The sequence below is a fragment of the Vibrio sp. B1FIG11 genome, from assembly GCF_905175335.1.
In the GTDB taxonomy this organism is placed as follows: Bacteria; Pseudomonadota; Gammaproteobacteria; order Enterobacterales; family Vibrionaceae; genus Vibrio; species Vibrio campbellii.
The window spans coordinates 403,976-428,989 of record NZ_HG992751.1; the positions used below are offsets into that span (position 1 = coordinate 403,976).

The 25,014-nt window shown below is 46.1% G+C and carries 23 protein-coding genes and 1 tRNA gene; 9 read left to right on the forward strand and 15 right to left on the reverse strand.

The genetic code is table 11. The features are described 5' to 3' along the window. Window positions 1–39: 39 nt before the first annotated feature. The 5 genes from KHO06_RS01920 to KHO06_RS01940 all read right to left on the reverse strand — a co-directional run bounded on the left by KHO06_RS01920 (window position 40) and on the right by KHO06_RS01940 (window position 6,635). Window positions 40–570, reverse strand: a complete 531-nt coding sequence (locus tag KHO06_RS01920; RefSeq protein WP_038890856.1) for an MltR family transcriptional regulator — start codon at window positions 568–570, stop codon at window positions 40–42. Between the two features lie 87 nt (window positions 571–657). Then, complete coding sequence (locus KHO06_RS01925) at window positions 658–1,806, reverse strand: mannitol-1-phosphate 5-dehydrogenase (RefSeq protein ID WP_212582027.1); 1,149 nt, start codon at window positions 1,804–1,806, stop codon at window positions 658–660. A 113-nt stretch (window positions 1,807–1,919) separates the two neighbouring features. Then, on the reverse strand, window positions 1,920–3,872 hold the full coding sequence (locus tag KHO06_RS01930; RefSeq protein WP_212582028.1) for a PTS mannitol transporter subunit IICBA: 1,953 nt from the start codon (window positions 3,870–3,872) through the stop codon (window positions 1,920–1,922). Between the two features lie 591 nt (window positions 3,873–4,463). Next, entirely contained in the window at window positions 4,464–6,227 is a 1,764-nt protein-coding gene (locus KHO06_RS01935) for a GNAT family N-acyltransferase (RefSeq protein ID WP_212582029.1), read from the reverse strand. Between the two features lie 141 nt (window positions 6,228–6,368). After that, the gene (locus KHO06_RS01940; protein ID WP_005528797.1) at window positions 6,369–6,635 is read right to left on the reverse strand and encodes a hypothetical protein; all 267 of its coding nucleotides are present in this window, start codon (window positions 6,633–6,635) and stop codon (window positions 6,369–6,371) included. A 163-nt stretch (window positions 6,636–6,798) separates the two neighbouring features. On the opposite strand from KHO06_RS01940, the gene KHO06_RS01945 reads away from it, so the two are divergent. After that, entirely contained in the window at window positions 6,799–7,518 is a 720-nt protein-coding gene (locus KHO06_RS01945) for an SIMPL domain-containing protein (RefSeq protein ID WP_045402380.1), read from the forward strand. 87 nt (window positions 7,519–7,605) lie between these two features. Here KHO06_RS01945 and KHO06_RS01950 read toward each other — a convergent pair whose 3' ends face one another. Then, window positions 7,606–8,652, reverse strand: coding sequence for a DUF4382 domain-containing protein (locus KHO06_RS01950; RefSeq protein ID WP_045370058.1), 1,047 nt, complete (start codon window positions 8,650–8,652; stop codon window positions 7,606–7,608). Window positions 8,653–8,967: 315 nt separating this feature from the next. On the opposite strand from KHO06_RS01950, the gene KHO06_RS01955 reads away from it, so the two are divergent. After that, window positions 8,968–9,240, forward strand: coding sequence for a hypothetical protein (locus tag KHO06_RS01955; protein WP_005430451.1), 273 nt, complete (start codon window positions 8,968–8,970; stop codon window positions 9,238–9,240). Window positions 9,241–9,348: 108 nt separating this feature from the next. Here the strand turns inward: KHO06_RS01955 and KHO06_RS01960 are convergent. The 5 genes from KHO06_RS01960 to rpsU all read right to left on the reverse strand — a co-directional run bounded on the left by KHO06_RS01960 (window position 9,349) and on the right by rpsU (window position 14,129). Further along, a tRNA-Ile gene (locus tag KHO06_RS01960) sits at window positions 9,349–9,424 on the reverse strand. A 146-nt stretch (window positions 9,425–9,570) separates the two neighbouring features. Then, a complete protein-coding gene (rpoD, locus tag KHO06_RS01965; protein ID WP_045370054.1) occupies window positions 9,571–11,433 on the reverse strand; it encodes an RNA polymerase sigma factor RpoD in 1,863 nt (620 codons plus the stop codon). A 99-nt stretch (window positions 11,434–11,532) separates the two neighbouring features. Next, window positions 11,533–13,293: a DNA primase gene (gene dnaG, locus KHO06_RS01970; RefSeq protein ID WP_005430490.1), complete on the reverse strand. Its 1,761-nt coding sequence runs from the start codon at window positions 13,291–13,293 to the stop codon at window positions 11,533–11,535. A gap of 148 nt (window positions 13,294–13,441) precedes the next feature. Continuing rightward, window positions 13,442–13,885, reverse strand: a complete 444-nt coding sequence (locus tag KHO06_RS01975; protein WP_005430430.1) for a GatB/YqeY domain-containing protein — start codon at window positions 13,883–13,885, stop codon at window positions 13,442–13,444. Between the two features lie 28 nt (window positions 13,886–13,913). After that, entirely contained in the window at window positions 13,914–14,129 is a 216-nt protein-coding gene (rpsU, locus tag KHO06_RS01980; RefSeq protein ID WP_001145625.1) for a 30S ribosomal protein S21, read from the reverse strand. 230 nt (window positions 14,130–14,359) lie between these two features. Between rpsU and tsaD the strand changes: the two genes are divergently transcribed. Both tsaD and KHO06_RS01990 read left to right on the forward strand, forming a co-directional pair. Beyond that, entirely contained in the window at window positions 14,360–15,376 is a 1,017-nt protein-coding gene (gene tsaD / locus KHO06_RS01985) for a tRNA (adenosine(37)-N6)-threonylcarbamoyltransferase complex transferase subunit TsaD (protein ID WP_038890849.1), read from the forward strand. A gap of 187 nt (window positions 15,377–15,563) precedes the next feature. Next, window positions 15,564–16,379 carry an alpha/beta fold hydrolase gene (locus KHO06_RS01990; RefSeq protein ID WP_212582030.1) on the forward strand — a complete coding sequence of 272 codons (816 nt, stop codon included), beginning with the start codon at window positions 15,564–15,566 and terminating at the stop codon, window positions 16,377–16,379. A 37-nt stretch (window positions 16,380–16,416) separates the two neighbouring features. Here KHO06_RS01990 and plsY read toward each other — a convergent pair whose 3' ends face one another. Continuing rightward, entirely contained in the window at window positions 16,417–17,028 is a 612-nt protein-coding gene (plsY, locus tag KHO06_RS01995) for a glycerol-3-phosphate 1-O-acyltransferase PlsY (protein WP_005528783.1), read from the reverse strand. A 265-nt stretch (window positions 17,029–17,293) separates the two neighbouring features. On the opposite strand from plsY, the gene folB reads away from it, so the two are divergent. Genes folB through KHO06_RS02010 form a run of 3 tightly spaced genes read left to right on the forward strand, consistent with a single transcriptional unit; the run spans window position 17,294 to window position 18,951 of the window. Further along, the gene (gene folB / locus KHO06_RS02000) at window positions 17,294–17,653 is read left to right on the forward strand and encodes a bifunctional dihydroneopterin aldolase/7,8-dihydroneopterin epimerase (RefSeq protein ID WP_212582031.1); all 360 of its coding nucleotides are present in this window, start codon (window positions 17,294–17,296) and stop codon (window positions 17,651–17,653) included. Further along, the gene (gene folK / locus KHO06_RS02005; RefSeq protein WP_010646484.1) at window positions 17,650–18,132 is read left to right on the forward strand and encodes a 2-amino-4-hydroxy-6-hydroxymethyldihydropteridine diphosphokinase; all 483 of its coding nucleotides are present in this window, start codon (window positions 17,650–17,652) and stop codon (window positions 18,130–18,132) included. The genes folB and folK overlap by 4 nt, the downstream gene beginning before the upstream one ends. Before the next feature lie 15 nt (window positions 18,133–18,147). Then, window positions 18,148–18,951: an undecaprenyl-diphosphate phosphatase gene (locus KHO06_RS02010; protein WP_009707763.1), complete on the forward strand. Its 804-nt coding sequence runs from the start codon at window positions 18,148–18,150 to the stop codon at window positions 18,949–18,951. A 72-nt stretch (window positions 18,952–19,023) separates the two neighbouring features. Here KHO06_RS02010 and KHO06_RS02015 read toward each other — a convergent pair whose 3' ends face one another. Continuing rightward, on the reverse strand, window positions 19,024–20,244 hold the full coding sequence (locus KHO06_RS02015) for a multifunctional CCA addition/repair protein (RefSeq protein WP_212582032.1): 1,221 nt from the start codon (window positions 20,242–20,244) through the stop codon (window positions 19,024–19,026). A 148-nt stretch (window positions 20,245–20,392) separates the two neighbouring features. Between KHO06_RS02015 and KHO06_RS02020 the strand changes: the two genes are divergently transcribed. Continuing rightward, window positions 20,393–22,018 (forward strand): ExeA family protein, encoded by a 1,626-nt coding sequence (locus KHO06_RS02020; RefSeq protein WP_212582033.1) that lies wholly within the window; start codon window positions 20,393–20,395, stop codon window positions 22,016–22,018. Continuing rightward, a complete protein-coding gene (locus KHO06_RS02025) occupies window positions 22,018–22,740 on the forward strand; it encodes a general secretion pathway protein GspB (RefSeq protein ID WP_212582034.1) in 723 nt (240 codons plus the stop codon). Before KHO06_RS02020 ends, KHO06_RS02025 begins: the two co-directional genes overlap by 1 nt. A gap of 219 nt (window positions 22,741–22,959) precedes the next feature. On the opposite strand, the gene KHO06_RS02030 is transcribed toward KHO06_RS02025, so the two are convergent. Together KHO06_RS02030 and KHO06_RS02035 are read right to left on the reverse strand one after the other, a co-directional pair. Then, window positions 22,960–23,571: a TIGR04211 family SH3 domain-containing protein gene (locus KHO06_RS02030; RefSeq protein ID WP_005528771.1), complete on the reverse strand. Its 612-nt coding sequence runs from the start codon at window positions 23,569–23,571 to the stop codon at window positions 22,960–22,962. A 181-nt stretch (window positions 23,572–23,752) separates the two neighbouring features. Then, entirely contained in the window at window positions 23,753–25,012 is a 1,260-nt protein-coding gene (locus tag KHO06_RS02035; RefSeq protein WP_005431976.1) for an inorganic phosphate transporter, read from the reverse strand. Window positions 25,013–25,014 lie beyond the last annotated feature (2 nt).

Genomic DNA, 25,014 nt, shown 5'->3' on the forward strand with positions numbered 1-25,014 from the left:
CGAATCCTTTTGAAGGGAGCTTGGGTATACAATGTGGCGTTAGAATGGGCTCTCTTTACCTAGTTCATTACATATCTCGACAATCGCAAGTGAGAGCCCTGACTTAATGATTTGTTGTTGACGTTGCAGTTGCAGCTGATAAAACTCAAGGTCGATGTCGTCATCTGGTTCGCTGACTTCCAGTTGCACCATGCCCATTTTCTTTACCAGATGCAGTTTTTTGATTGGGTCTAGAATATTTGGGTCGGTAAACTCGTAATCACAAGCGTCACTATTGAGTTGGTTCTTGAGCTTAATGATGTCTTCGATGTCGTGGTAAATATCATCAGGAAGTACACCCAAGCCAAACAGTAACTTTAAACGAACAGATAGATCGCCCAGCGGTCCTGAGTCTTGTAGCAGCGGACCAACCACGGATTGAACGGCGAAGTTATCTTTACGAAAGATCCTTTGTACTAGCCCATCGATCGAATCGTTAAAGACGTCGACTGCCGCAATAAAAAAGCCTCGTACCGAAGGTGCGCTGTTTAATCGCTCAATGATCTCGGTTTCGTTGATGTTATCTGCCATATACTGAATACATTTCTAGTTATTAGGTATCCCAATCTCTTCAAGCGGAAAAGGATACAGAAGGGGAGCTAAGCTCCCCTAGGTAAATCAAAGTTGGTGGTAAAGCGCCTCAATTTGAGCTACTTCTGCACTGTCTTCTGCAAGACCTGTGTACACCGCCAGCGTTTTCTTCACGCCCACTTCTTTTAATGAGTTTTGCAGCTCTATGGCTTGTGGGTCAGTGTCGTTAGTGTACTTCAACGCAGCGGCAATGCCTTTCAAAAGTGTTTGATTTTCAGTGCCATACTCAATTGTACCGAGTAACGGCTTCACTAATCTATCGTTTGCGCCCAATTTGCGAATTGGTTGGCGACCGACACGGTCAACTTCATCGACTAAGAACGGGTTGGCAAAGCGACCTAGAATCTTCTCGATGTACGCATTGTGCATGTCGCGATCAAAACCGTAACGTTTGATCAGCACTTCACCACTCTCTTGCATTGCCTGTTTTACTTCAGCATAAATGCTTGGATCTTCAATCGCTTCACGAATGGTGCGGTGGCCTTTTAAGCAACCTAAGTAAGCGGTAATGCAGTGACCCGTATTGAGGGTGAACAGCTTACGCTCGACAAACGCCATTAGATTGTTGGTTCTTTCCATGCCTGCGATGTCAGGGATTTCGCCTTTGAATTGCTGTTCATCCACAATCCATTCGCTAAAGCTTTCTACCGTCACTTCGAGTGGATCATCGTTCGCCGCTTCTGCTGGTGGCACGATGCGGTCTACCGCTGAATCGACAAAGCCAACCAAATCGTCTGCTTTTGCATGTAATGATTCATCTAAGTGTTTGTACACCTCACCTTTTAGGTGCGTCGTGCCGCGAACCATATTTTCACACGCGATGATGTTCAATGGTTTATCGTTGCCTGCAGCAAAGCGCTTAGCAATGCCTGTGGCGATGGTTTTTGCAATGATGTCCAGTACGTTAGGGCCCACTGCTGTTGTTACTAAGTCGGTTTTTACAATGCGCTCGATGACATCTTCACTGGCGGAGTTAACCGCGGTGACGTGAGTCACGGTGTCGATTTGGCACTCAGTGCCGACCACTTTTACTTTGTATTCTTGCTTGTGACTCAGTTGGTCGATGAGTGGAGCGTCAACGTCCGCGAATGTCACCTCGACTTCTGCGTCTGCTAAGAGTTTACCGATGAAGCCACGACCAATATTACCTGCGCCAAAATGAACTGCGTTTTTCATAATGCTTACCTACCAATGTCTGAAATATTGACTAAAACGAATCTAGGGTGAGGCCAACCGCATAGGGGGTGACAGCTGACCTCAGTTTGCTCAGGAGCAAATAAAAGGAGTGATTAAGCCGCTTGCTGGCCGCCAAGGATGTTCAGAATCTCTTCCACATAGTTGGTGCTAGTTAGCTTCTCAATTGCCTCCGGCTCATCGAGCGCGTTTGTAATGGTGGTAATCACCTGGATGTGCTCATCGTTCTTAGCGGCAATGCCGATAACCAGTTTCGCTACATCATCGTCGTCTTCAGTAAATTGGATACCCGATGGGTATTGGCAGATTACAATGCCAGTTTTCTTCACGCGGTCTTTCGCTTCTACCGTACCGTGAGGTACTGCGATAGATTCGCCGAGGTAAGTTGGAACCAACGCTTCACGCTCAAACATCGCGTCTACGTATTCTGGTTCTGCGTAGCCAAGTTCAACCAATTTGTTGCCTGCAAAGCGAATGGCTTCTTCTTTGTTGGCTGCTTTCAAACCGAGATGAATGTTCTCACGCTGGATTTGGAATACCGATGGTTGTTGTGGCTCAAAGCTGTCGTCGTTCGCCGCCATGACGGACACTTTTACCATTTGGTCGTCATTGGCTGCGGATTGGTTTTGTGCTGCTAGTAGTTTGGTGACTAGCTGGTTGTACATTTCGCTGTCTAGGAAGTTAGTCAATGAAATGTGGTGTGCGTTTGGAGCATGCTTACGTGCACGATCCGTTAAGTCTTTATGAGTAATCACGATATCTGCACTCTCTGGTAAGCTGTTAATAGCAAGGTTGGTTACGTGGATGTTCAGGCCAGCGCCTTGAACCTTTTTGCGTAGCATGCTCGCACCCATGGCGCTTGAGCCCATGCCCGCATCACAAGCGACAATGATGCTTTGAACTGTCGCTAGGTCTACGTCACCTTTGCTTTGGTTGTTTACCACCGCATCGTTTTTAGATGCAGATTTCATGTCTTTCATTTGTGATGTTGCTTTTTCTAGTGCTGCTTCATCACCGTCTTCTTCCGTTGACGTTTGTGTCTTCATTAGCAGTGCTGCTACAGCGAATGACACGCCTGTTGCTGCTGCGATAGAGGCTAGTACACCAACGATTGAACCTTTCTGAGTCATCAATAAGATTGCAAAGATTGAACCTGGTGATGCTGGAGAAACGATACCTGCGTTAAAGATAGTAAGGACGAATACGCCAGTCATACCACCTGCGATAGCCGCAAGGATTAGACGAGGGTTCATTAGGATGTATGGGAAGTAAATCTCGTGGATACCGCCGAAGAAGTGGATGATTGATGCACCACCTGCAGTTTGACGAGCCGTACCTTTACCAAACACCATGTAAGCTAGCAGGATACCTAGACCAGGACCTGGGTTTGCTTCGATTAGGAAGAAGATCGATTGACCTGTCTCAGACGCTTGTTGGATACCTAATGGAGAGAAGATACCGTGGTTGATCGCGTTGTTTAGGAAAAGGATCTTTGCTGGTTCAACGAAGATTGAAGTCAGTGGTAGAAGGTGAGCTGATACTAGGAAGTTAACGCCTGCCGCCAAGCCACCAGAAAGAATTTTTACGAATGGACCGATAAACAGGAAAGCAAGGATCGCACACAGCATACCGATGATGCCTGCAGAGAAGTTGTTGACCAACATCTCGAAACCGCTTTTCACTTTACCGTCGATGTAGTTATCGAATTTCTTGATAGCCCAGCCGCCCATCGGGCCGACCATCATTGCGCCCATAAACATTGGGATGTCGGTACCGACAATCACGCCCATTGTTGTGATTGCACCGACTACCGCACCGCGATCGCCACCAACCAATTTACCACCGGTGTAGCCGATAAGCAGTGGCAGCAAGTAGGTAATCATAGGGCCAACCATAGATGCCAAGGTCTCGTTTGGCAGCCATCCAGTTGGGATAAATAGAGCAGTGATAAAGCCCCACGCGATAAACGCGCCGATGTTTGGCATTACCATGTTTGACAGAAAACGACCAAAATTTTGTATCTTGATCTTGGCATCTGGTGATATCATAACAATTCCCCGTTCGATGTTCTGATGAATTTTGTTGTAGTAAACGGTTCGCCAAAACCGTTTGTTTGATTGCTTAGTACCCAATCAATTTACCACACATTTTCCAATTGGAACTGACAACGGGTTTTTCGTGATCAACCCCCGCATTTCTTAGGCTGAGAAACGGTTTTTAAGTGACTAACTTCAACTTATTGACTTGTAACTTAATAACAAAAAGCCACTTTCAAATCTGTCAATAAAAATCTTAGTGATCAATTCGATCTTCTGACAAATTTAAAATCAAAATACTTTGTGACTTTGATCACTTTTGATTTCTTTTGAAATTCAAATTAAATGCTAGTAACGATCGATGTCACATTTTGTGTTGATTTGGTCTGGGAGCTTAATGTGATCTGACTCGACTTTGGTGTTTTGTGAAAGTTTGTGACGGGACGGGTGTGATCAATGTCATTGCGACTCTTCGATAGAATGTATTTATAAGAGTCTTTTCGGCGTACTTCACGAAGTGTTCTTATCTCATTGATAGAAAAATAAAAGAGAGTCGCAACCCTGCTTTTTATTGGCTCACAACTCTCTTTTTACTGACTGCTCTTACTTATGGTTGCTATTTGCATGATAGGTGAGGTACTCATGAGTTTGCTCGCGTCCCATATACCTCGCCAACGTCTTTTCTTGAACATCGCGCAAGTCAACCATGATTAACCCATCTAGAGCATTATTGAACGCAGGATCGACATTAAAGCACACCAGTTTGCCATTGAGGCTTAAGTACTGACGCAATAAAACTGGCACACCTTTTCCTTCATCGATTCTGGCAATGACGCGTGATAATAGCTGTAAGTCCCCTAATGCGGTGAGCATGCTGGTATTCCAGTCACGTTGGTGGTCAGGAAGTGGATTAGAAGGCGTGACGTACTCTGCGCAGTTGTTATCGTAGTGGTGCAGTGTCATTGATTGAGCTAGCAGTTGGCGTGCAGTATCGCTGTAGTCGTTGCTAATGCTCACCGGACCAAATAGGTGAGTGTAATCTGGGTTTTGATGCACAAAGGTTGCGATGCCTTTCCACAGCAGCAGTAGCGCGCTCATACTCTTTTGATATTGCTGCGCAATCACTGAGCGTCCCATCTCAATGGATTTACCCATTTGGTCGATAAAGCGTTGGTCATAGTTAAACAACGTTCGTGAATACAGACCGACTACGCCGCGCTTTTCAATCAGTTGGTCAACCAGACCTAAACGATACGCGCCCACCAAACACTGGTTTTCTCTGTCCCACACAAACAGATGCAGGTAATCATGATCGAAATGGTCAATGTCTATTGCCAGCCCAGTTCCTTCGCCAACCTGTCGAAAATTGAGCTCACGCAGGCGACCAATTTCATGCAGTAGGGAAGGGATATTCTGCGACTCCGTGCAGTAGACATCGAACTCACCACTTGTTAGCAGCTTGGACTCTTTTGGTAAGTTGTTCAGCTCTTCAAGCAATTCGCCTACGGGTAACCCTGCCGCTATTGGAGAGAGCAGTGCTGATGATGAAGAGGGCTTCACTGATTGGGTTTCGCGATTGAGCAAGTAAGTGTTGAGCCGCAAATAGTTCACCACTTGATCATCGCTAAGTGTGTTGAGCTCTTTAAATTTAATCGCTTGGCCAAAAGACAAGTTGATGGTTTGCGCGTGTTTGTTCAGCAGCTCTCGACCAAGCATTAGGGTGCGTAGAAGCGGATGGATTTTTCCCGCCATATAAAAACGTTTCGAGTTTTGACCGCTGATGAAGACCGGAACTGTCGTGGCTTTGTTTTTGCGGATAAGGCTACTTACGCTTCGACTCCAATCCTTATCTTGCAAACGTTGCTGTTTGGCATCGACTAACTGGGACACTTCACCGGCGGGAAAGACAAGCAATAAGCCGCCACTTGCCAGATGTTTATTGGCCGCTCTCAGGGCTTTCATATTGGACTTGACCGCGTCTTTACCTTCAAATACATCGACGCCAATAAAGAGCTTGTCTAACTCTGGCACGGTTTTAAGGTATTGATTAGCTAGGATTTGGATATCGTCTCTGACCATCAACAGTAATTCAGCCAAAATCACGCCTTCTACACACCCAAGCGGGTGGTTCGCCACAATGACGGTAGCACCTTGTTTGGGTACTGAGTCTAGTGAACCATGAGCAATGCGATAGTCGATGCCTAAGATATCCAGCGTGAAGCGGAGAAAAGTTTTTGTATCGGTATTAACGGGGCGTTGGGCGTAGAACTTATCGAGCTGGTTTAAACCGGTTGCCCATTCAGCAACGTTTTCACCAATGCCAAACGGCGTCTTACGTGGGAGACGAAAAGGGGTCGAACTATCCATATTTACCTCAGCGTACAAGTTGCTGATTGGATAGTAGAAATTACAGATGACAGTTCAGAGGCAAAAACATGAGCCTTTGGTGACAAACCAATGAAGCTTTATTGACCAAAGACTCTGAAATGAATGAGTGTGAGGGACTATTTAAGTTTTATCACCAGCAAACATCAGGATGCTCATGGCGTTGAGAGTCTTACTGATTGATTCTATCGAGCTCAATACCTGCTTGGTTGGCTCGTTTTCAAGTAGCAAGCGTCCATCAAAGCCTTTGCCTTCGCAATGTTCTTCGCTGCATGCGAGCTCTTGAGACTCTTCTGACATTGCATCTTCAATCAGGCTCTCGCTACTTGCAAAGCAAGAGGAAGATACAATCAAGCCACCGAGCATTATCATCAATTTTGTTTTCAACATGAGTATTAGGCTCTTAATAAAACACTGTTCGATTTTATATTGTTGTGCTCATTATTTCGAGCGAAATGACACAAATTTAGCTTCCGGTCGTTATTTTATTGCCATAACTGAACTATCTTATCGAGATAACAAATTGATCAATTTAGTGAAATTAGGAGGGTGAATGGAGAGAATTTCTAATAAGTCGTCAGTGTGGCTTGGGTTGAGCTTGATTATTGGTTTGGGTGTGTTGGGCTTTTTCATTCAACAGACCGCCGTCAAATATAAAGCTTATGAACGGGTCGTGACGGTAAAGGGGTTATCTGAGCGGGAGTATCCAGCGGACACGGTAATTTGGCCAATTCAGTTTACCGTCGCGAGTAATGATATGCCGACGATGTTTGATGAGATTGATCAGCAGACCAAACTAGTGCTCGACTTTCTCGCATCAAAGGGGTTGGATGAGTCCAACTTTTCGTTGTCTTCACCTGCTGTAACAGACCGTAAGGCGCAGCAGTATGGAAACGAACAAGACATTGAGTATCGCTACTTAGCAAACCGCACTGTGACGGTTTATAGCCAGAATATTGATGTTGTTAGAGCAGCCATCAATGAGATCGGTGAGTTAGGTAAACAGGGTGTTTTACTTAACCAAGACCCATATTCAAACCGGGTTGAATACAGCTTTACTAAGCTTAATGACATCAAGCCAGATATGATTGAGGAAGCGACCAAGAACGCTCGAGAAGTGGCAGAGAAGTTCGCCAAAGATTCACAAAGCTCACTCGGTAAAATCAAGCGTGCGACGCAAGGTCAGTTCTCTATTTACGATCGTGATAGCAACACACCGTATATTAAGAAAGTACGCGTTGTCTCAACCGTTCAGTATTATTTGTCGGATTAATGATGTCTTTGTGTATTTTTGAAGGGTAAGTAAAAACCGCTCAAATGAGCGGTTTTTTTCGGCCTTGTATTTTACAAGGTAGGTGCTTTACAAGATAGGTTCAATATCCTGCTCGGTGTGCTCACCCTCTACAACTTCCACTGGCGTGTAGTGTTGGTAGATCAGGAAGCCATCTTCTGAGGTTTCATGCGAGTTTGGATCGTCGATGTAAGCCGTACAAGTGTAGCCAAGCGTGTAAGTACCTGGGCCAACAAAGCCAAACTCGTAGTCGTAAGTTGTGTTGCCTTCTTCATCAACTGACTCATTTACGTTTGCGGCCGCAACCGGTGTATTAAACGGTTCTGGAGCGCCCATGTCACCCATGGTAGAGCGATCCATTGCGCCTGCGTAAAGGTACACGGCGTGTACTGGAGGCACATCGTTAATTGCATTCCATGCGGCGCTGTCTGCCTCACAAGCTTGATACTGAACTTCACTAACTTGGCCACCAATATGGCCTGCTTCTGAAGCATTGACTAGGCTTACGGCATTTGAATTCATGTTCATGTAATCAAGGCCAACAGGGTCTGCAAGGCCGTTACGTAAATCAAACTCCACCACGTAGCTGTTGTGGCCGACATTAATTTTTACATACTCGCCTTTACCAGAGAACTTAAGGCGACCTTGATCACTGGTATCTGGTTTAAAACCAAAACAGCTGCCACGGCTTGGTACGACTAAGCCTTTCACAGAACCATCGGTTTTCTCTACATAAGAGAGAGTCGTGTCGTTCAACTGTCTGCCGTCTTTTGCGTAGACACACATTGCGTAGTCACCCGGTGGGATATCTTGTTCACTGATGATGGTTTCTGCGTTGCTGCCTTGGTACTGCATCAAATCAACTTGATTCAGTTCGCCGTCGTCGCTGGCATCTAAAAGGATATGTTCACCTGTTTGCTGACCCGTTTCAGGATCGAAAGGAACGAGCACAACATCTTTGAAGGCTAAAACGACTTTGTTGGCATCATCCACGGGTGCGTCAGAAACACTGAGAGAAAAAGTTGCTGCATCTGGGGATGATGAATCGTCACTACCACAGCCAACCAGTAACAGTCCGCCGGAGAGTGCAAGGATAGGGTAAGTGTAATTTTTCATAGCTTCCTACTGCTTTTTAAATGAGATCATTCAAAGTTTAGTTTCAGTCTTGAGAAACCATGTCAAGAAAGAGTCTTTAGTGAGTAAATTAATAATAGCGGTGGTGGTCAATCACCTTTATGTGTGGGTATAGAAATTAAAGGGTATTGAGCATATTAATTGAATGCTAGATCAGTGGTCTTGCCTGCTATGCAAGTGATTTTTTATAAAACTAAGTTCTTATTTGTTTGGCGCTGAAGTTGATAAAAGTCAATTCAGATAAGGAGTGAGAGGCGTAGCTTTGACCGCACTGGTTAGCTAGAAGGAATTACTAGAATGGCATTTAAACATTACCTCAGAGAGTTACTGGGTTTGGCTATCGTAGTCTCTGTGGTGTTCGGGGCTTTGAGCATCTTATTGGATTTCTGCGCCCTTGCGGCACTGTGCGAGCATCAAGAAGACATCGCACACATCTTCTTCCATGAGTCGTTTTACTTCGTCGCATTTCTGATCCCACCTTACTTCTTATGGAAAGTGATTAACCGCCCAGACCTCGTTGCGGCAACAGAAGAGTACCAAGCCAATAAGCTGGAGTTGGAGCGCTCGTAGGCAGCTCCCTGAATAAGAGTAAGTTTTGGTGTGATGGGGGACTGGATGGAATCTCTATCTTCCAGATACAACAAAGGCCCGTAGATTTCTCTACGAGCCTTCTGAATTTGGTGGCCCCTCCCAGACTTGAACTGGGGACCAATCGATTATGAGTCGACTGCTCTAACCACTGAGCTAAGGGGCCTTAATAGGTCAACGATTATAGGGGAAGCATTACGAGGTGTCTAGCCACTAGGTAGGGCAATTGCGCTTAGTTTTTATTCACTTAGCTTCACAGATAATAAAAAAGGTGACGCTCGGTCACCTTTTTTTTGTTTTTAATCGCTGCGATTACTCGTCTAGGAAGCTGCGCAGTGTTTCTGAGCGGCTTGGGTGACGAAGTTTACGTAGTGCTTTCGCTTCGATCTGACGGATACGTTCACGAGTAACGTCGAACTGCTTACCAACTTCTTCTAGAGTGTGGTCAGTGTTCATGTCGATACCAAAGCGCATACGAAGTACTTTTGCTTCACGTGGCGTTAGACCTGCAAGTACGTCTTTCGTTGCCATTTTCAGGCTCGTTGCCGTAGCAGAATCTAGCGGTAGTTCTAGCGTAGTATCTTCGATGAAATCACCTAGATGCGAATCTTCGTCGTCACCAATTGGTGTCTCCATAGAGATTGGCTCTTTAGCGATTTTCAGTACTTTACGAATCTTGTCTTCTGGCATTTGCATACGCTCTGCCAGTTCTTCCGGTAATGGCTCACGACCCATCTCTTGCAGCATTTGACGAGAGATACGGTTTAGCTTGTTGATCGTTTCGATCATGTGTACCGGGATACGAATCGTACGTGCTTGGTCCGCGATTGAACGAGTGATTGCCTGACGGATCCACCACGTTGCGTAAGTCGAGAACTTGTAACCACGACGGTATTCGAACTTATCTACCGCTTTCATCAGACCGATGTTACCTTCTTGGATTAGATCCAAGAACTGTAGACCACGGTTGGTGTATTTCTTCGCGATAGAAATTACTAGACGTAAGTTCGCTTCAACCATCTCTTTCTTCGCACGGCGAGCTTTTGCTTCACCGATAGACATGCGACGGCTGATGTCTTTAATGTTTTGAACGTTTAGAGAAGTCTCTTCTTCAATCATTTTTAGTTTAGCGATTGAACGACGGATTTCTTCTTCGTTACGTTTGATCTTTTCAGCGTATGGCTTGTCAGATGCTAGGATCTCATCTAGCCATGCTTCGCTTGATTCGTTGCCTGTGAACAGCGCGATGAATGATTTCTTCGGCATTTTGCCGTATTCAACTGCAGACTTCATGATCAGACGTTCTTGAGTACGAACGCGATCCATTGCTGTACGCAGTTCATTCACTAGGTGATCGAACTGTTTTGGCGTTAGACGGAATTCTTTGAATACGTCTAGCATCAACTCGTTAGCTACGGTCGCTTTAGGACTCTCGTAACCGTGTTCGTTGATTGCAAGCTGAAGGTTTTGGTACGTGCTGCGTAGCTGGTTGAATTTCTCAAGCGCTAGCTCTGGGTCGATACCAACATCTTCTTCAGATTCATCTGAATCGTCATCGCTTTCTTCGTCGTCATCAACGTCTTCTTCATCTTCTTCTTCTAGCTGAGATTCAGTCAGCTCAGAACCGATGTGCGTTGCTGTTGGTGCAGCTGTATCGTCTGCATCAGGGTCAACAAATCCAGAGATTAGGTCTGTTAGACGAAGTTCTTCTGCTTGAACTTTATCAAACTGCTCAAGAATGTATGGGATAGTGCCAGGGTATTCAGCAACAGACGATTGAACTTGGTTAATACCTTCTTCAATACGTTTTGCGATGTCGATTTCGCCTTCGCGAGTCAGCAGCTCCACAGTACCCATTTCACGCATGTACATGCGCACTGGGTCTGTTGTACGACCAATTTCACTTTCTACGCTAGAAAGTGCTGCTGCTGCAGCTTCAGCTGCATCTTCATCGGTAATGTTTGTGTCATCGTTCAGCGCTAGATCATCGGCATCAGGAGCAGTTTCTACTACCTTGATACCCATGTCGTTGATCATCTGAATGATGTCTTCTACCTGTTCTGAATCTACGATTTCAGCAGGTAGGTGGTCATTTACTTCGGCGTAGGTCAGATAGCCTTGTTCCTTGCCTTTAATAACAAGTAACTTTAGCTGTGACTGCGGATTTTGATCCATAGACGGTATCCAACTTCGTAATCTGGTGAAGGAATCAGTATGCGAAATGCAAACCACTTACTATAACAAATTAAATTGTTGCTGACTAATTAAACAGGGTTACGCTTTTAAATCTAGCATCAAAGCTAGCAGCTCCCTTTTCTCTTCGGCTGATAAACCGACACTTCTTGCTTTGGCCTGCAGGTTTTCAATTTGCTTTTCTACGCACTGGGCAATAATTTTATCCAGTGAGTCTAAAAATATTTCTTCTTGGTTGTCTTCATCGAGGGGAATGTCCCAGCTCGCTAGACGAGACAGAAGGGTCTCATTTTGGCTATTTCGCCAATGCTCTAATAATTGGCCTGTGTTTATATGGGGATGTGCCTGGCATTTATCAAGTACATCAACAAATAAACTTAGTCCCGGTATTGATAATTCTCTTACCGAAGACAAATCAGGTACCATTTGAGCATAGCTCGGATTTTGAATAAGTAGAGCGATTACCTCGCGCATCGGAGTTCGTTTGATCTCTTTGTGCGGCTGAGGTCGAGTTTCACTCGTCTTTTTACGCGGTTGGCGTAAGCGGTTATCAAAGCCCGTGCGTTCATCAAGCAGCTTTTCGAGTAATTCCTGAAAGTAGGGATCAGGTATCTTGTCGATCAACGCACTTGCGTAGGCGCGTAGTGCGGATTTACCTTCATTGTTGCCCAAGTTGATTTGGTGCAATTCAATCAAGTTATCAAACAGATAGCTCGAAAGCGGCGTCGCTTGTTCAATTTGTTGTTCGAAGGCTTGTTTGCCATATTTGCGAACGTAGCTGTCCGGGTCTTCACCATCAGGCAAGAACAAGAACTTCAATGTGTTACCTGTTTTTAGGTATTGAAGTGCGTTCTCTAATGCGCGCCATGCGGCTTCTTTACCTGCTCGGTCACCATCGTAACAACACACTACCGTGTTGGTTTGACGGAACAGCATTTGAATGTGGTCACCCGTAGTGGATGTGCCCAATGATGCGACAGAGTAATCTACGCCATATTGCGCTAAAGCCACCACATCCATATAGCCTTCAACGACCAAAACTCGTGGCGGTTCACGATATGCCTGCAAAACTTCATAAAGGCCGTAAAGTTCTTTACCTTTATGGAAGATAGGCGTCTCTGGTGAGTTGAGGTATTTCGGTGTGCCATCACCAAGTACACGGCCACCAAAGCCGATGACTCGACCACGACGATCACGAATCGGGAACATGATACGACCACGGAAGCGGTCATAGCGGTTGCCTTTATCGTTTTCAATCAACATGCCGCCAGTTACCAGCATGTCTTGGTTGTCTTTATTCTGGCCGAAGTTTTTACGGACTAAGTCCCATTCATCAGCCACATAGCCGATGCCAAACTTCTGTACGATTTCGCCAGATAGACCACGATCTTTCAGGTACTCAATCGCCACTTTACTTGCTGGCTGTTTGAGTTGGTTACGATAGAACTGAGCAATGCTGCCCATTAAATCGTACAGATTGCGTTTTTCACTGCTGCTTGCTTGAGGACCAGAATTAAACTGTCCACCGCCGCCACTGCGTTGTTCACGCGGTACATCCAAACCGAGGTAAGACGCCAGCTCTTCAATTGCTTCGACAAACTCTAACCGTTCGAACTCCATGATGAAGTCGATGGCATTGCCGTGAACGCCGCAACCAAAACAGTGGTAAAACTGTTTCTCTTGGCTGACGCTGAATGAAGGGGTCTTTTCGTTATGGAAAGGACAGCAAGCACCGTAGTTTTTGCCTTTTTTCTTAAGTTTCACGCGTGCGTCGATGATATCGACAATATCGAGTCGAGCTAGGAGGTCATCAATAAAACTGCGAGGGATGTGTCCAGCCATAAAACCTAACAAAAAAAGAAAATCATGATTGGTGTGAATGGGTTACAAAGAAAAGCATATGTGAGGCTTTTTGTTATTCCATTCTGCCAGATACAAACAAGCCGTGCGTTCCAAAGGATAGCACGGCTTGCTGCAATTGGGTGGGGTATTAAGCCAATTTAGCGCGAACTAAACCGCTCACTTTACCCATATCTGCACGCCCTTGAATTTGCGGTTTCAGAACGCCCATTACTTTGCCCATGTCTTGCATGCCAGCTGCGCCAGATTCAGCAATTGCGTTCTCGATAAGAGCAGCAACTTCTTCGTCTGTCAGTGGTTGAGGCATAAAGTCCTCAAGAACGGTAATTTCAGCTTGTTCCGCATCAGCAAGATCTTGACGACCTGCTGCTTCAAATTGCGATACAGAGTCGCGACGTTGTTTAACCATCTTGGTCAGTACAGCAAGGATGTCGTCATCGCCCAGAGTAATCTGTTCGTCAACTTCACGCTGCTTAACTGCTGATAGAGCTAAACGAATAGTACCAAGGCGCAATTTGTCCTTGGCTTTCATCGCTAATTTTTGCTCTTCTTTGAGTTTATCAATCAGAGCCATAACTAAATTCCTTTCCGGAGCTCAGTTATTAGTACAGGCGAACGCGACGAGCGTTTTCGCGAGCTAGCTTCTTAGCGTGACGCTTTTGAGCTGCTGCTTTAGCGCGTTTGCGAACTGTAGTTGGTTTTTCGTAGTGCTCACGACGACGCACTTCAGAAAGGATACCTGCTTTTTCGCAAGAGCGCTTGAAACGACGTAGAGCAACGTCGAACGGTTCGTTTTCACGTACTTTAACTACTGGCATATGCCTTTCACCTCAGGGGTTATTCGTTAACGCTGGAATTTAATGAACCAAATCACAATTGTTTGGTCAGTTACCAGCTTGATCAAAAATGGTGCGGAATTTTAATCCGATCAACACAGCTTTGTAAAGCCTTTTATCGCTTATTGTCTGTACAAAATTTGTTTGAAGCACCAAGGCAGGGTAATATGACGCCCAAATTTCCTCTATATAGAAAGCATACTGAGAAAACCATGCGCATTATTGGTATTGAAACCTCTTGTGACGAGACTGGCATCGCGATTTATGACGATGAAAAAGGTCTGCTATCACACAAGCTTTACAGCCAAGTAAAACTTCACGCAGATTACGGCGGCGTGGTGCCTGAGTTGGCTTCACGTGACCATGTTAAGAAAACCATCCCTCTTATTAAAGAGGCACTGAAAGAAGCAAATCTGACTTCTAAAGACATTGACGGTGTAGCATACACGGCAGGTCCAGGTTTGGTGGGCGCACTCCTTGTTGGTGCTACCATCGGTCGCAGTATTGCTTACGCTTGGGGTGTACCAGCGGTGCCTGTTCATCACATGGAAGGTCACCTACTGGCGCCTATGCTAGAAGATAACCCACCACCGTTCCCATTTGTGGCGGTATTGGTATCGGGTGGTCACTCAATGATGGTGGAAGTAAAAGGCATCGGCGAGTACAAAATCCTAGGCGAATCAATTGACGATGCGGCGGGTGAGGCATTTGATAAGACAGCGAAGCTCATGGGCTTAGATTACCCAGGTGGTCCGCTGCTTTCTAAGCTGGCTGAAAAAGGCACGCCGGGTCGCTTTAAGTTCCCACGTCCAATGACGAATGTACCAGGCTTGGACATGAGTTTCTCTGGTCTAAAAACCTTTACGGCGAACACGATTGCTGCCAACGGTGATGATGAGCAAACACGTGCAGATATCGCTTTAGCATTCGAAGAAGCCGTGTGTGCTACGCTGGCTATCAAATGTAAGCGCGCACTTGAGCAAACGGGTATGAAACGCATTGTTATTGCTGGTGGTGTAAGTGCGAACCGCCGTCTGCGTGCCGAGCTTGAGAAGCTGGCGAAGAAAGTTGGCGGCGAAGTTTACTACCCACGCACTGAGTTTTGTACCGATAACGGTGCGATGATCGCTTACGCAGGTATGCAACGTTTGAAGAACGGTGAAGTGGCTGATATGTCAGTTGAAGCACGCCCACGTTGGCCGATCGATCAACTAACGCCAATCGCGTAATCAAACTTCTGCTAAAGGTTTGAAATAGATTAACGAAGATAAAGGTCTCTGCTCATCAGAGGCCTTTATTTTTAGATATCTAATTGAAAGGCTTTGTGTAATTGATGGTAAGAGCCTGACTGATGCGAGCAGTTTTATATCGTTTCAGTGATAGGATGGTTCTCAAAAATAATAGATGGATATAACAATGAACAAGTTTGAAATTGAAGGCCAGCAACTTGCTTACTTAGATAAGGGTGAAGGCCCTGTGCTTCTGTTTGGTCACAGCTACCTTTGGGATTGCCAAATGTGGGCACCACAAATTGAAGTGTTGAGCCAATCGTACCGCTGTATTGTGCCAGACCTTTGGGCACACGGTGAGTCGGATGCTGCACCCGCTTCAACACGATCTTTGGTGGATTACGCACAGCACATGTTGGCGTTGATGGATCATCTGGAGATCGAGCAGTTCTCTATTGTTGGTTTGTCTGTCGGTGGTATGTGGGGGGCTGAGCTGACTTCTCAAGCTCCTCAACGTGTGAAGTCATTGGTTCTGATGGATACATTCATCGGTCTAGAACCTGAAGTGACGCATAAAAAGTATTTCGCAATGTTAGATACCATCAGCCAAGTGCAAGCTGTTCCGGCACCGATTGTTGAAGCTGTAACGCCACTATTCTTTGCTAATAATGCAGAGCAAGTGAATCCGGCATTGGTTGCATCATTCAAGCAAAGCCTTGAAGCATTGCAAGGTGAGCGTGCAGTCGAAGTCGCCCGTATTGGTCGTATGGTGTTTGGCCGCCGTGATGTGATTGAAGATTCTGAAATGTTTGCATTGCCAACGTTGATTGCGGTTGGTCGTGAGGACAAGCCACGTCCAGTATTTGAATCTTACTTAATGAATGACTGTATTACTGGCAGTGAGTTGGTGGAGATCCCTGAAGCAGGCCACATTAGTTCGCTAGAGCAGCCAGAGTTCGTCAATCAAATGCTGTTAGACTTTCTAAACAAAGTGCACGCATAGTTCTGCGTTCGAAAGCTTAAAACTAAAAAACTCGGCATCAAGCCGAGTTTTTTTCTATCAGTTTCTTTTCGCCAATTTTAGGCTCTTCGCCAGACAATAAACGGCGGATATTTTGGTGATGCTTAAATACAATCAAGCAGCACAGCATGGCAACGGGCAGAGTATATTGGGGTTTGAACATCCACGTATAAAACGGGGTAACTAAGACCGTCACTAATGCAGCCAAAGAAGAGTAGCGAAATAGCACCGCGACCGACAACCAAGTCAGCATCACCAACCCTGTTAAATCCAAACCGATAGGGGCAATTGCGCCAAGTGCCGTTGCTACACCTTTTCCACCTTTAAAATGGAAGAAGATCGGATACATATGACCAAGACAGGCTGCAATAGCGATGACGCCAAGTATGATAGGGTCGATACCAAGGAAGTAACCGCCCCAAACAGGTATGGTGCCTTTGAGCATATCGCAGAGCAATACTGCGACCGCCGCGCCTTTTCCGCCGATGCGTAACACATTGGTTGCACCTGGGTTATTGGACCCCACTTTACGCGGGTCTGGCAACCTTAATAAACGACAAATCAGCACCGCACTGGAGATCGAACCCAGCAAATAGGCGGCCATTGTCATTATCAGTGCCAGTGCGTCCATAGAAGTCCTTGATGGATTGGAATTTAATGCTCAGTTCCTGAGTAGTTGCTATCATACCGCGATTCGGCGGTGAGCAAAAATACTCTCTGCGATAGAGCTTGCATTATGGGATTTCTTGTATATAAAGAGTCTTCGCAGTTTATACCCAAGTGACTTTTACCGCTAATTGACGCGCTTAAAGGTCTCTATAGGTTACTTGGGTATAGAATAGTACGATCAAATTGCCCAAATCGGGTATCCGACCTCTGAAATAGAAGGACATAAGATGGCTCTGGATAAAGTTTTTATTGAACAGTTAGAAGTAATCACCACCATCGGCGTTTACGATTGGGAACAGCAAATTAAGCAGAAGCTGGTTCTGGATATCGAAATGGCGCATGACAACAAGCCGGCGGGTAAGAGTGATGATGTTCAAGACGCGTTGGATTACTCACAAGTGAGCGAAGCGGTGTTAAACCACATCGAAAATGGTCGCTTTTTGTTGGTTGAACGCGTTGCAGAAGAAATTGCAGAGCTTATCATGCAGCGCTTCTCTGTGCCTTGGGTCAAAATTCGCTTAGCGAAACCAGGTGCGGTTCCTCAAGCACGCGCGGTGGGCGTTGTGATTGAGCGAGGCCAAGCATGATCAAAACGTATATCGGCGTAGGCACCAATATTGAAAGAGAGCACCACGCACTTGTGGCTTATCAAGAGCTGCAAAAGCTTGGCTGCGATCTGTGTGTTTCGCCGATATATGAATGCGAGCCTATTGGCTTTAGCAGTCAAAATTTCTACAACTTCGTGATTAGTTTCTTCACGGAGTTGTCACTCGAAGAGTTGAGTCACCGCTTACGCGAGATTGAATTTCAGTGGGGGCGTGAAGAAAACGCGCAAAAGTATCAGGATCGAACCTTAGATCTCGATATAGTCTTGTTCGGTGAGTGTATTTCGCAGCAAAAACCTGAGCTACCTCGCAGTGATATCTACAAATATCCTTTTGTAACAAAGCCCCTGTATGATCTCGAACCTCAATTGGTGATCCCCGGCGATGGCAGAACAATCGCAGATATTTGGCAGGCGATGCAGCCCGTCGATTCACTCAAACCAGTTTCCTTTTCACTTTAATCTTGAGTTGTTTACATGAGTTACTTTGAAGCCTTTATTCTGGCTCTGATTCAGGGTCTGACAGAGTTTTTGCCAATTTCCAGCTCTGCTCACTTGATCCTGCCTTCAGCCATTCTTGGTTGGGAAGACCAAGGCTTGGCATTTGATGTTGCCGTTCACGTTGGTACGCTAATGGCGGTGGTGATCTATTTCCGTCAAGAAGTGATCACGCTTTTCCAAGCACTGTTCGCCTCGATCTTTAAAGGTGATCGCAGCAAAGAAGCTAAACTGGCGTGGATGATCGTGATTGCAACGATCCCAGCGTGTGTATTTGGCCTACTGATGAAAGACATCATCGAAGTTTACCTGCGCAGTGCTTACGTGATCGCAACCACCACGATCATCTTTGGTCTGCTGCTTTGGTGGGTAGATAAGAATGCAGAGCTAGTGGCGGATGAGTACCAAACTGGCTGGAAGAAAGCCTTGTTCATTGGTATTGCTCAAGCGTTGGCGATGATTCCTGGTACGTCACGCTCAGGTGCAACCATTACTGCTGCACTTTACCTAGGCTTCACTCGTGAAGCGGCCGCGCGTTTCTCATTCCTAATGTCTATCCCAATCATTACTTTAGCAGGTGGCTACCTAGGTATGAAGTTGGTGACAAGTGGTGAACCAGTACACATTGGCTTCCTGCTAACGGGTATTGTGACGTCATTTATCAGTGCCTACATCTGTATTCACTTCTTCTTGAAGATGATTTCACGTATGGGCATGACACCATTCGTAATTTACCGTCTGATTCTAGGTTTTGGCCTGTTTGCGTTCTTGCTAATGGCTTAAACCCAATCCGAATGAAAACGCCCGCTTGGTTAAGCGGGCGTTTTTGTTTGTCTCTCTTTTCTTTTGAGTCACTTACTTACCTAATGCCACTTTAACCGCTTCTGCACGACGTTTCTCTTGTTCATCACGGATTGCTGGGCCTTTGAAACCGTCTTTAATAATGGCTTGCACATCAACCGATGCCGCGGCTTGATAAGCGCGCATAAACAGTTCTGCTTGCGGGTACGGTTGGTCTTCTAGCCCCTTTCGGCCAGCATGATCGGCTTGGCAGCAAATTAAGATATCTTGCAGACGCTCAGCCTTGCGCCACACATCAAACTTGTTGAGGATCTTGATGATGGTTTGTGGTTTTAGCTCGGCTGCTCGGTGGATGTTAGAGTGTTGCTCGCACACCATTAATGCTAAGTCGCGGAACTCATTTGGCACTCGTACGCGATCGCACAGCTTCTTGATAAGCTTTAAACCTGTGTGGCAATGCATTTTATGACTTGGCCATTCGCTTTCTGGCGTTACACCTTTACCCAAATCATGCACTTGCGCTGCAAAGCGTACTGGCAGTGAATCGCTGAGCTTCGCAGCTTGCTGCGCGACCATTAAGGTGTGGATGCCCGTATCGACCTCTGGATGCCATTTCTCTGGCTGAGGTACGCCAAACAGTGTGTCAATCTCTGGCAAGACAACGCTTAATGCACCGCAGTCTCTGAGAACAGATAAGAACACATCAGGGCGAGAGGTCGAAAGTGACTTGTGCCATTCTTGCCAAACACGCTCCGGTGTCAGCGTACTTAGCTCGCCGGATTCAGCCATGTCGTGCATTAGCTGCATGGTTTCTTCTGCCACACTAAAACCTAAGTGGGCTAACTTTGCCGCAAAGCGAGCAACACGCAGAACGCGAAGTGGGTCTTCAACAAACGCATCGGATACATGTCGCAGCACTTTCTTTTGCAGATCGCTTTGGCCACCATAAGGGTCGTAGAGGTTGCCGTCGTCATCCATTGCCATCGCGTTAATGGTTAAATCACGGCGAATTAGGTCTTCTTCAAGTGTCACGCTTTGGTCAAAGAAACATTCAAAGCCGGTGTAACCCTCGCCAGATTTTCTTTCGGTTCGTGCAAGGGCATGTTCTTCTTTGCTTTTCGGGTGCAGGAAGACTGGGAAGTCTTTTCCTACAGCCGTGTAGCCTTGGCTGAGCATGATCTCTGGAGTAGCACCAACCACCACCCAGTCTCTGTCATAAATATCAATACCGAGCAAATGATCTCGAACTGCACCGCCGACTAAATAAACTTGCACGAATAACCTCTTAATTTATTGATATGACGTTGGACATTGTAGCAAGCAATGGTACTTTTCTTCACATCTAAAAGAACTTAGCGCTTTGTTTAAGTCTAATAAGGAATATCCCGATTTGATTGCGGGTGGGTTTTAGCTGGAGATCCTAATGTATAAGGACTTTTTCGGGTTTGTTGAACTGCCATTTTCGATTGTTCCAAACTCGCGTTATCTGTATCTGAGCCAACGTCATAAGGAGGCGATCACACATCTCCAAGCAGGGTTAGGTGATGGTGGTGGTTTTGCCATGCTAACTGGCGAGGTGGGGACAGGTAAAACCACGGTCGCAAAAGCCATGCTGGCGAATTTGGATGAGAACACCAAAGCTGGGTTGATTCTAAACCCAACGTTTTCGAGCCGAGATCTGCTCGAAGCCATCTGTGACGAATTCAAAGTCACTTATCCTCAAGATGCGACACTCAAACAGCTTAACCAAGCGATTCATGATTACCTGCTGCGCAATCATAAATCGGGTTGGACAACCCTGTTGGTGATTGATGAAGCTCAGCACTTGGCAGCAGATGTGCTTGAGCAATTACGCCTGTTAACTAACTTAGAAACGGATACACGTAAGCTGCTCAAAGTGTTGTTGGTTGGTCAGCCAGAATTACAGCGTTTGTTGCAAACCACACAACTGCGTCAGCTTGCTCAGCGTATTACCGGCCGTTACCACTTACTGCCACTGGATGACAAAGAAACCGCAGACTACATCACCTTCCGTTTGCATACTGCTGGTGGCGATAAACAGCTGTTTGACCGCAGTTCGACTAAGTTGATTGCCAAATACAGCCACGGTATTCCACGCTTGATTAACCTGATTTGTGATAAATCACTGAACATGAGTTATCACAAAGGCAATGTGACGGTGGATAAGCAAACCGTGCATCAAGCGTGTGAAGAGGTGATGCAGTTCCAAGCCGAGATTTACCAACAAGACAAACCTGTTCGCCACAATTTTGAATGGCCGACTTGGGGCTCGGCAGCAATCGGTGTTTGTGCCGCTGTTGGTATTGGTTGGGCTGTGATGCAACAAATGCCTTTAAAGCCGACCGCAAGCACTCAGCCAGTTCAGGTCGCTCAAGTAACGGCACCACAAGCCGTTGCGCCTGTGGTTAATGATCAATTGACGAATGAACAGCGCAATATGCTGCTAGAGCAGACTCAGTCGAATCTAGCGGTGAACGAGCTTTACAAGCTTTGGGGGTATCGAGCTTCGGTACGTGACAACTTGTGCTTATCGGAGCCTCAATCGACCATGCGTTGTGAACGTAAAATGGCGACATGGCCATTGCTGGTACAACAAAACCGTCCGGTGATTTTAGAGCTCAACTACCAAGGCCAAGTGGGCTATGTGATTCTTTACGCGATTGGTGACAACAAAGTCGAAGTACTCAACGGTAGCCAACGCCTTCGTTTGCCTGTGTCATGGCTCAAGCCGTTATGGCAAGGCAACATCATCGAACTTTGGCAAGCGCCGCTTAAAGATACTCTGCGCTTAGATATGGAAGGACCTGCGATTGACGTGCTTGACCAGTTATTAGCACAAGCCGTGAACGAGCAACCGCTTGGCAGTGACATTTACGATGGCGCACTGAAAGAGCGGGTCGAGTTGTTCCAGCGTTGGCAAGGAATTGGTGTTGATGGCATTGCAGGTAAACACACCTTAGAACGTTTGCAGCAGAGCGTTCAAATTGATGCTCCACAGCTAAAACAGATAAATGAGGAGGACGCATAATGTCAGTCATGAAGCATGTTGGACTCTTCCTGTTACCAATCAGTGTTACTGCGGTTGGGGCAGCTTGGTACTTGGAGCTGTTTGCTCAAGAGGCGCCTGAATCCGTGGTCGTAGAGAAAGCACAAGCGCTAGCTAAGCCAGTAACGCCAACGGTGAAAGCAAAATTTGAAAGCTTGAGTTATCCAGACGAACCACAATTGGCGCAGTTAGAACGAGAGTGGCCTACCGCTGAGCTATCGCAAGATTACGGTACTTTTGTCGATCAAAACTATGCGGCTAACAACGCAATTCCTGGAGAGCAAGATCTTTTAGAACCTTCACAACAAACGGTGAAAACCAGCCCGAGCATTCAGAGTCATGATGACCTTGGTTTATCGCTCGATGATCTCGATTTGTCCTCGTTGTCGCCAGATTTGGCGTTGAAAGTTGAAAGTGCTTTATCAAACAATGATCAACCGTCACTAAATAGCTCTTCATCTGTTGGTGATCTGGAGCGTGAAGCTCGCCAGTGGCATGGTCGCTTGCCAGCTCTGAACTTACAGACGCACATGTATTCAAGTGATGCAAACCGTCGTTGGGTGAAGATCAACAACGTCGAGTACCATCAAGGTGATGTGGTTGATGGACAAGTCACGCTAAAAGAGATCCAACCGCAAGCAGTGATCGTCGAATTCCAAGGGGAACAAATCCGCATACCTGCGCTGTATGAGTGGAAAGGGTAATAATCCCGCTTGATTCTATTCCAAATCCAATTAGCCAGTGAGCTTTTGCCGCTGGCTTTTTTGTAGCACCAACTTGGATTGGCTTATCGATTATAATTGTGCCCACGAACGCATTAGACGGGCTTAGAGAGCGAACATCACAGAGCCTCGTTGAACCAAACCAACAAAAAAGCCAGTCGAGTACGACTGGCTTTTCTTTATCGATTCAATTCGGAGCTATTATGCCCAACCTGCTGGCGATTTCTTTCTGCGAGGAATCAGGTGTGGCAGTACCAAACCAAATAGCAGGCCAAGACCTGCAACACCACCACCGTAAGTGAAGTACTTCAGTAGCATGTCATCTTTTTGCGTGTCTAGCTTCGCGCGAAGTTCGCGGTTTTCTGTTTCAACAGAAGTAAGCTGGTCGCTGATTTCAGAGTATTTCTTCTCTAGGTCAGAAATCTGTTGGTTGCGCGTTTCTAGTGATGTCACTAGACCCGCTTTTTCGGTGTCTGAGTTCTGGCGTGCGTTTGCTAGTTGCTCTTTCACTTCTTTCAGCTCTTTCTCTACGCGAGGAAGGCGAATTGCCATGCTTTCTTGGTTCGTAACAAACTTGCTTTGTACCCAGCCTGTACGGCCACGAGCGTCACGGATTTGTGTGTAACCCGTGTCTTTGTTTGTTTGAAGAAGTTGTACTTTAGAGCCTGCGTTAACACTGCCCATAATGCGGTAAGTGTTGTTTGGACCAGAGTGCATAAAAGTGAATAGGTCATCAGAAATATAACGGTCTGCCGCTAGTGCCGCTGGCGCTGCTAGCAAAGTAAACAAAACCGTGATGATTAGTTTTTTCACAGTAAATCCCTTAACGATTTTCTTGGATACAGCTTTGGCACCGAATTATTGGAGCCGGAAATAGACGAATATTATGCAGTTTCAAACTTCGGTGCAACAAAGAAGGGAGGCAAAGCCTCCCTTTCTGTGCGTTTGAGTCAATAATGACAAAGCGCTTACATTGTATTGACGGTGCTTACTCTTACGAGAACATCGCTTGGATGCCGTAGAAGAATACTACTGCCAATAGTGCGCCTGCTGGTAGCGTAACGATCCAAGATGCAACGATGTTACGAACCACGCCTAGGTTAAGTGCTGCGATACCGCGAGCAAAACCTACACCTAGAACCGCACCTACTAGAGTTTGAGTAGTAGAGATAGGTAGACCAGTACCTGATGCTAGAACTACCGTACATGCTGTTGCTAACTGAGCTGCAAAGCCACGGCTTGGTGTTAGTTCAGTAATACCAGTACCAACGGTAGCCATTACTTTATGACCTAGCGTTGCTAGACCAACTACGATACCAAAACCACCTAGAGGAAGAATCCACCATGCGATTGTGCTTTTCGCTGTAACTTCACCCATGTGTTCAACCGTTGAAACAACGGCAGACAGTGGACCGATCGCGTTAGCTACGTCGTTTGAACCGTGTGCGAATGCCATTGCACACGCTGTGATAACCATTAGTACGCTGAAGATGCCTTCTACGCCAGCAAAGCTGCGGTCTTCTTCACGGTTCGCGAATTTCTTCTGAATGTAGAAGTAACCGCCTGCCATTACTGCAGCAGAGACGATTGCTGCCCACATCCACGCTTCACCGTTACTTAGGTGAAGGCCAACGTGTTTCAGACCTTTCTTAATCGTTACAAGTGCAATCACCATAGTCGTGATGAACATGTACACTGGAACGAATCGTTTCGCGTTGAATAGTGGGTTCTCAGTATCAAAGATCAGACGCTGTGCGCTGACAAAGATAACGTAAGCAAAGAAGCCTGAGATAACCGGAGTAATAATCCAGCTACCGACAATCCCTTGAACACTGCTCCAGTCAACTGCTTCTGTACCTACAGACACACACGCAAAACCGATGATTGCACCGATGATTGAGTGAGTCGTTGATACAGGCCAGCCCATGTAAGAAGCAAGTAGAAGCCAAGTACCAGCCGCAAGAAGCGCTGACATCATGCCGTAGACAAGAATGTCAGGTTGGCTAGCAAATAGAGATGTTTCGATAACACCTTTACGGATAGTGTCGGTTACTTCACCGCCTGCAAGATATGCACCCGCAAATTCAAAGATCATTGCAATAATGATCGCTTGTTTAACGGTAAGCGCTTTTGAGCCAACAGATGTACCCATAGCATTAGCAACGTCGTTCGCGCCAATACCAATCGCCATCATGAAACCAAAAATCGCTGCAACAATAATCAGGACAGTGCCGTAGTTCGCAAGGATATCCATCG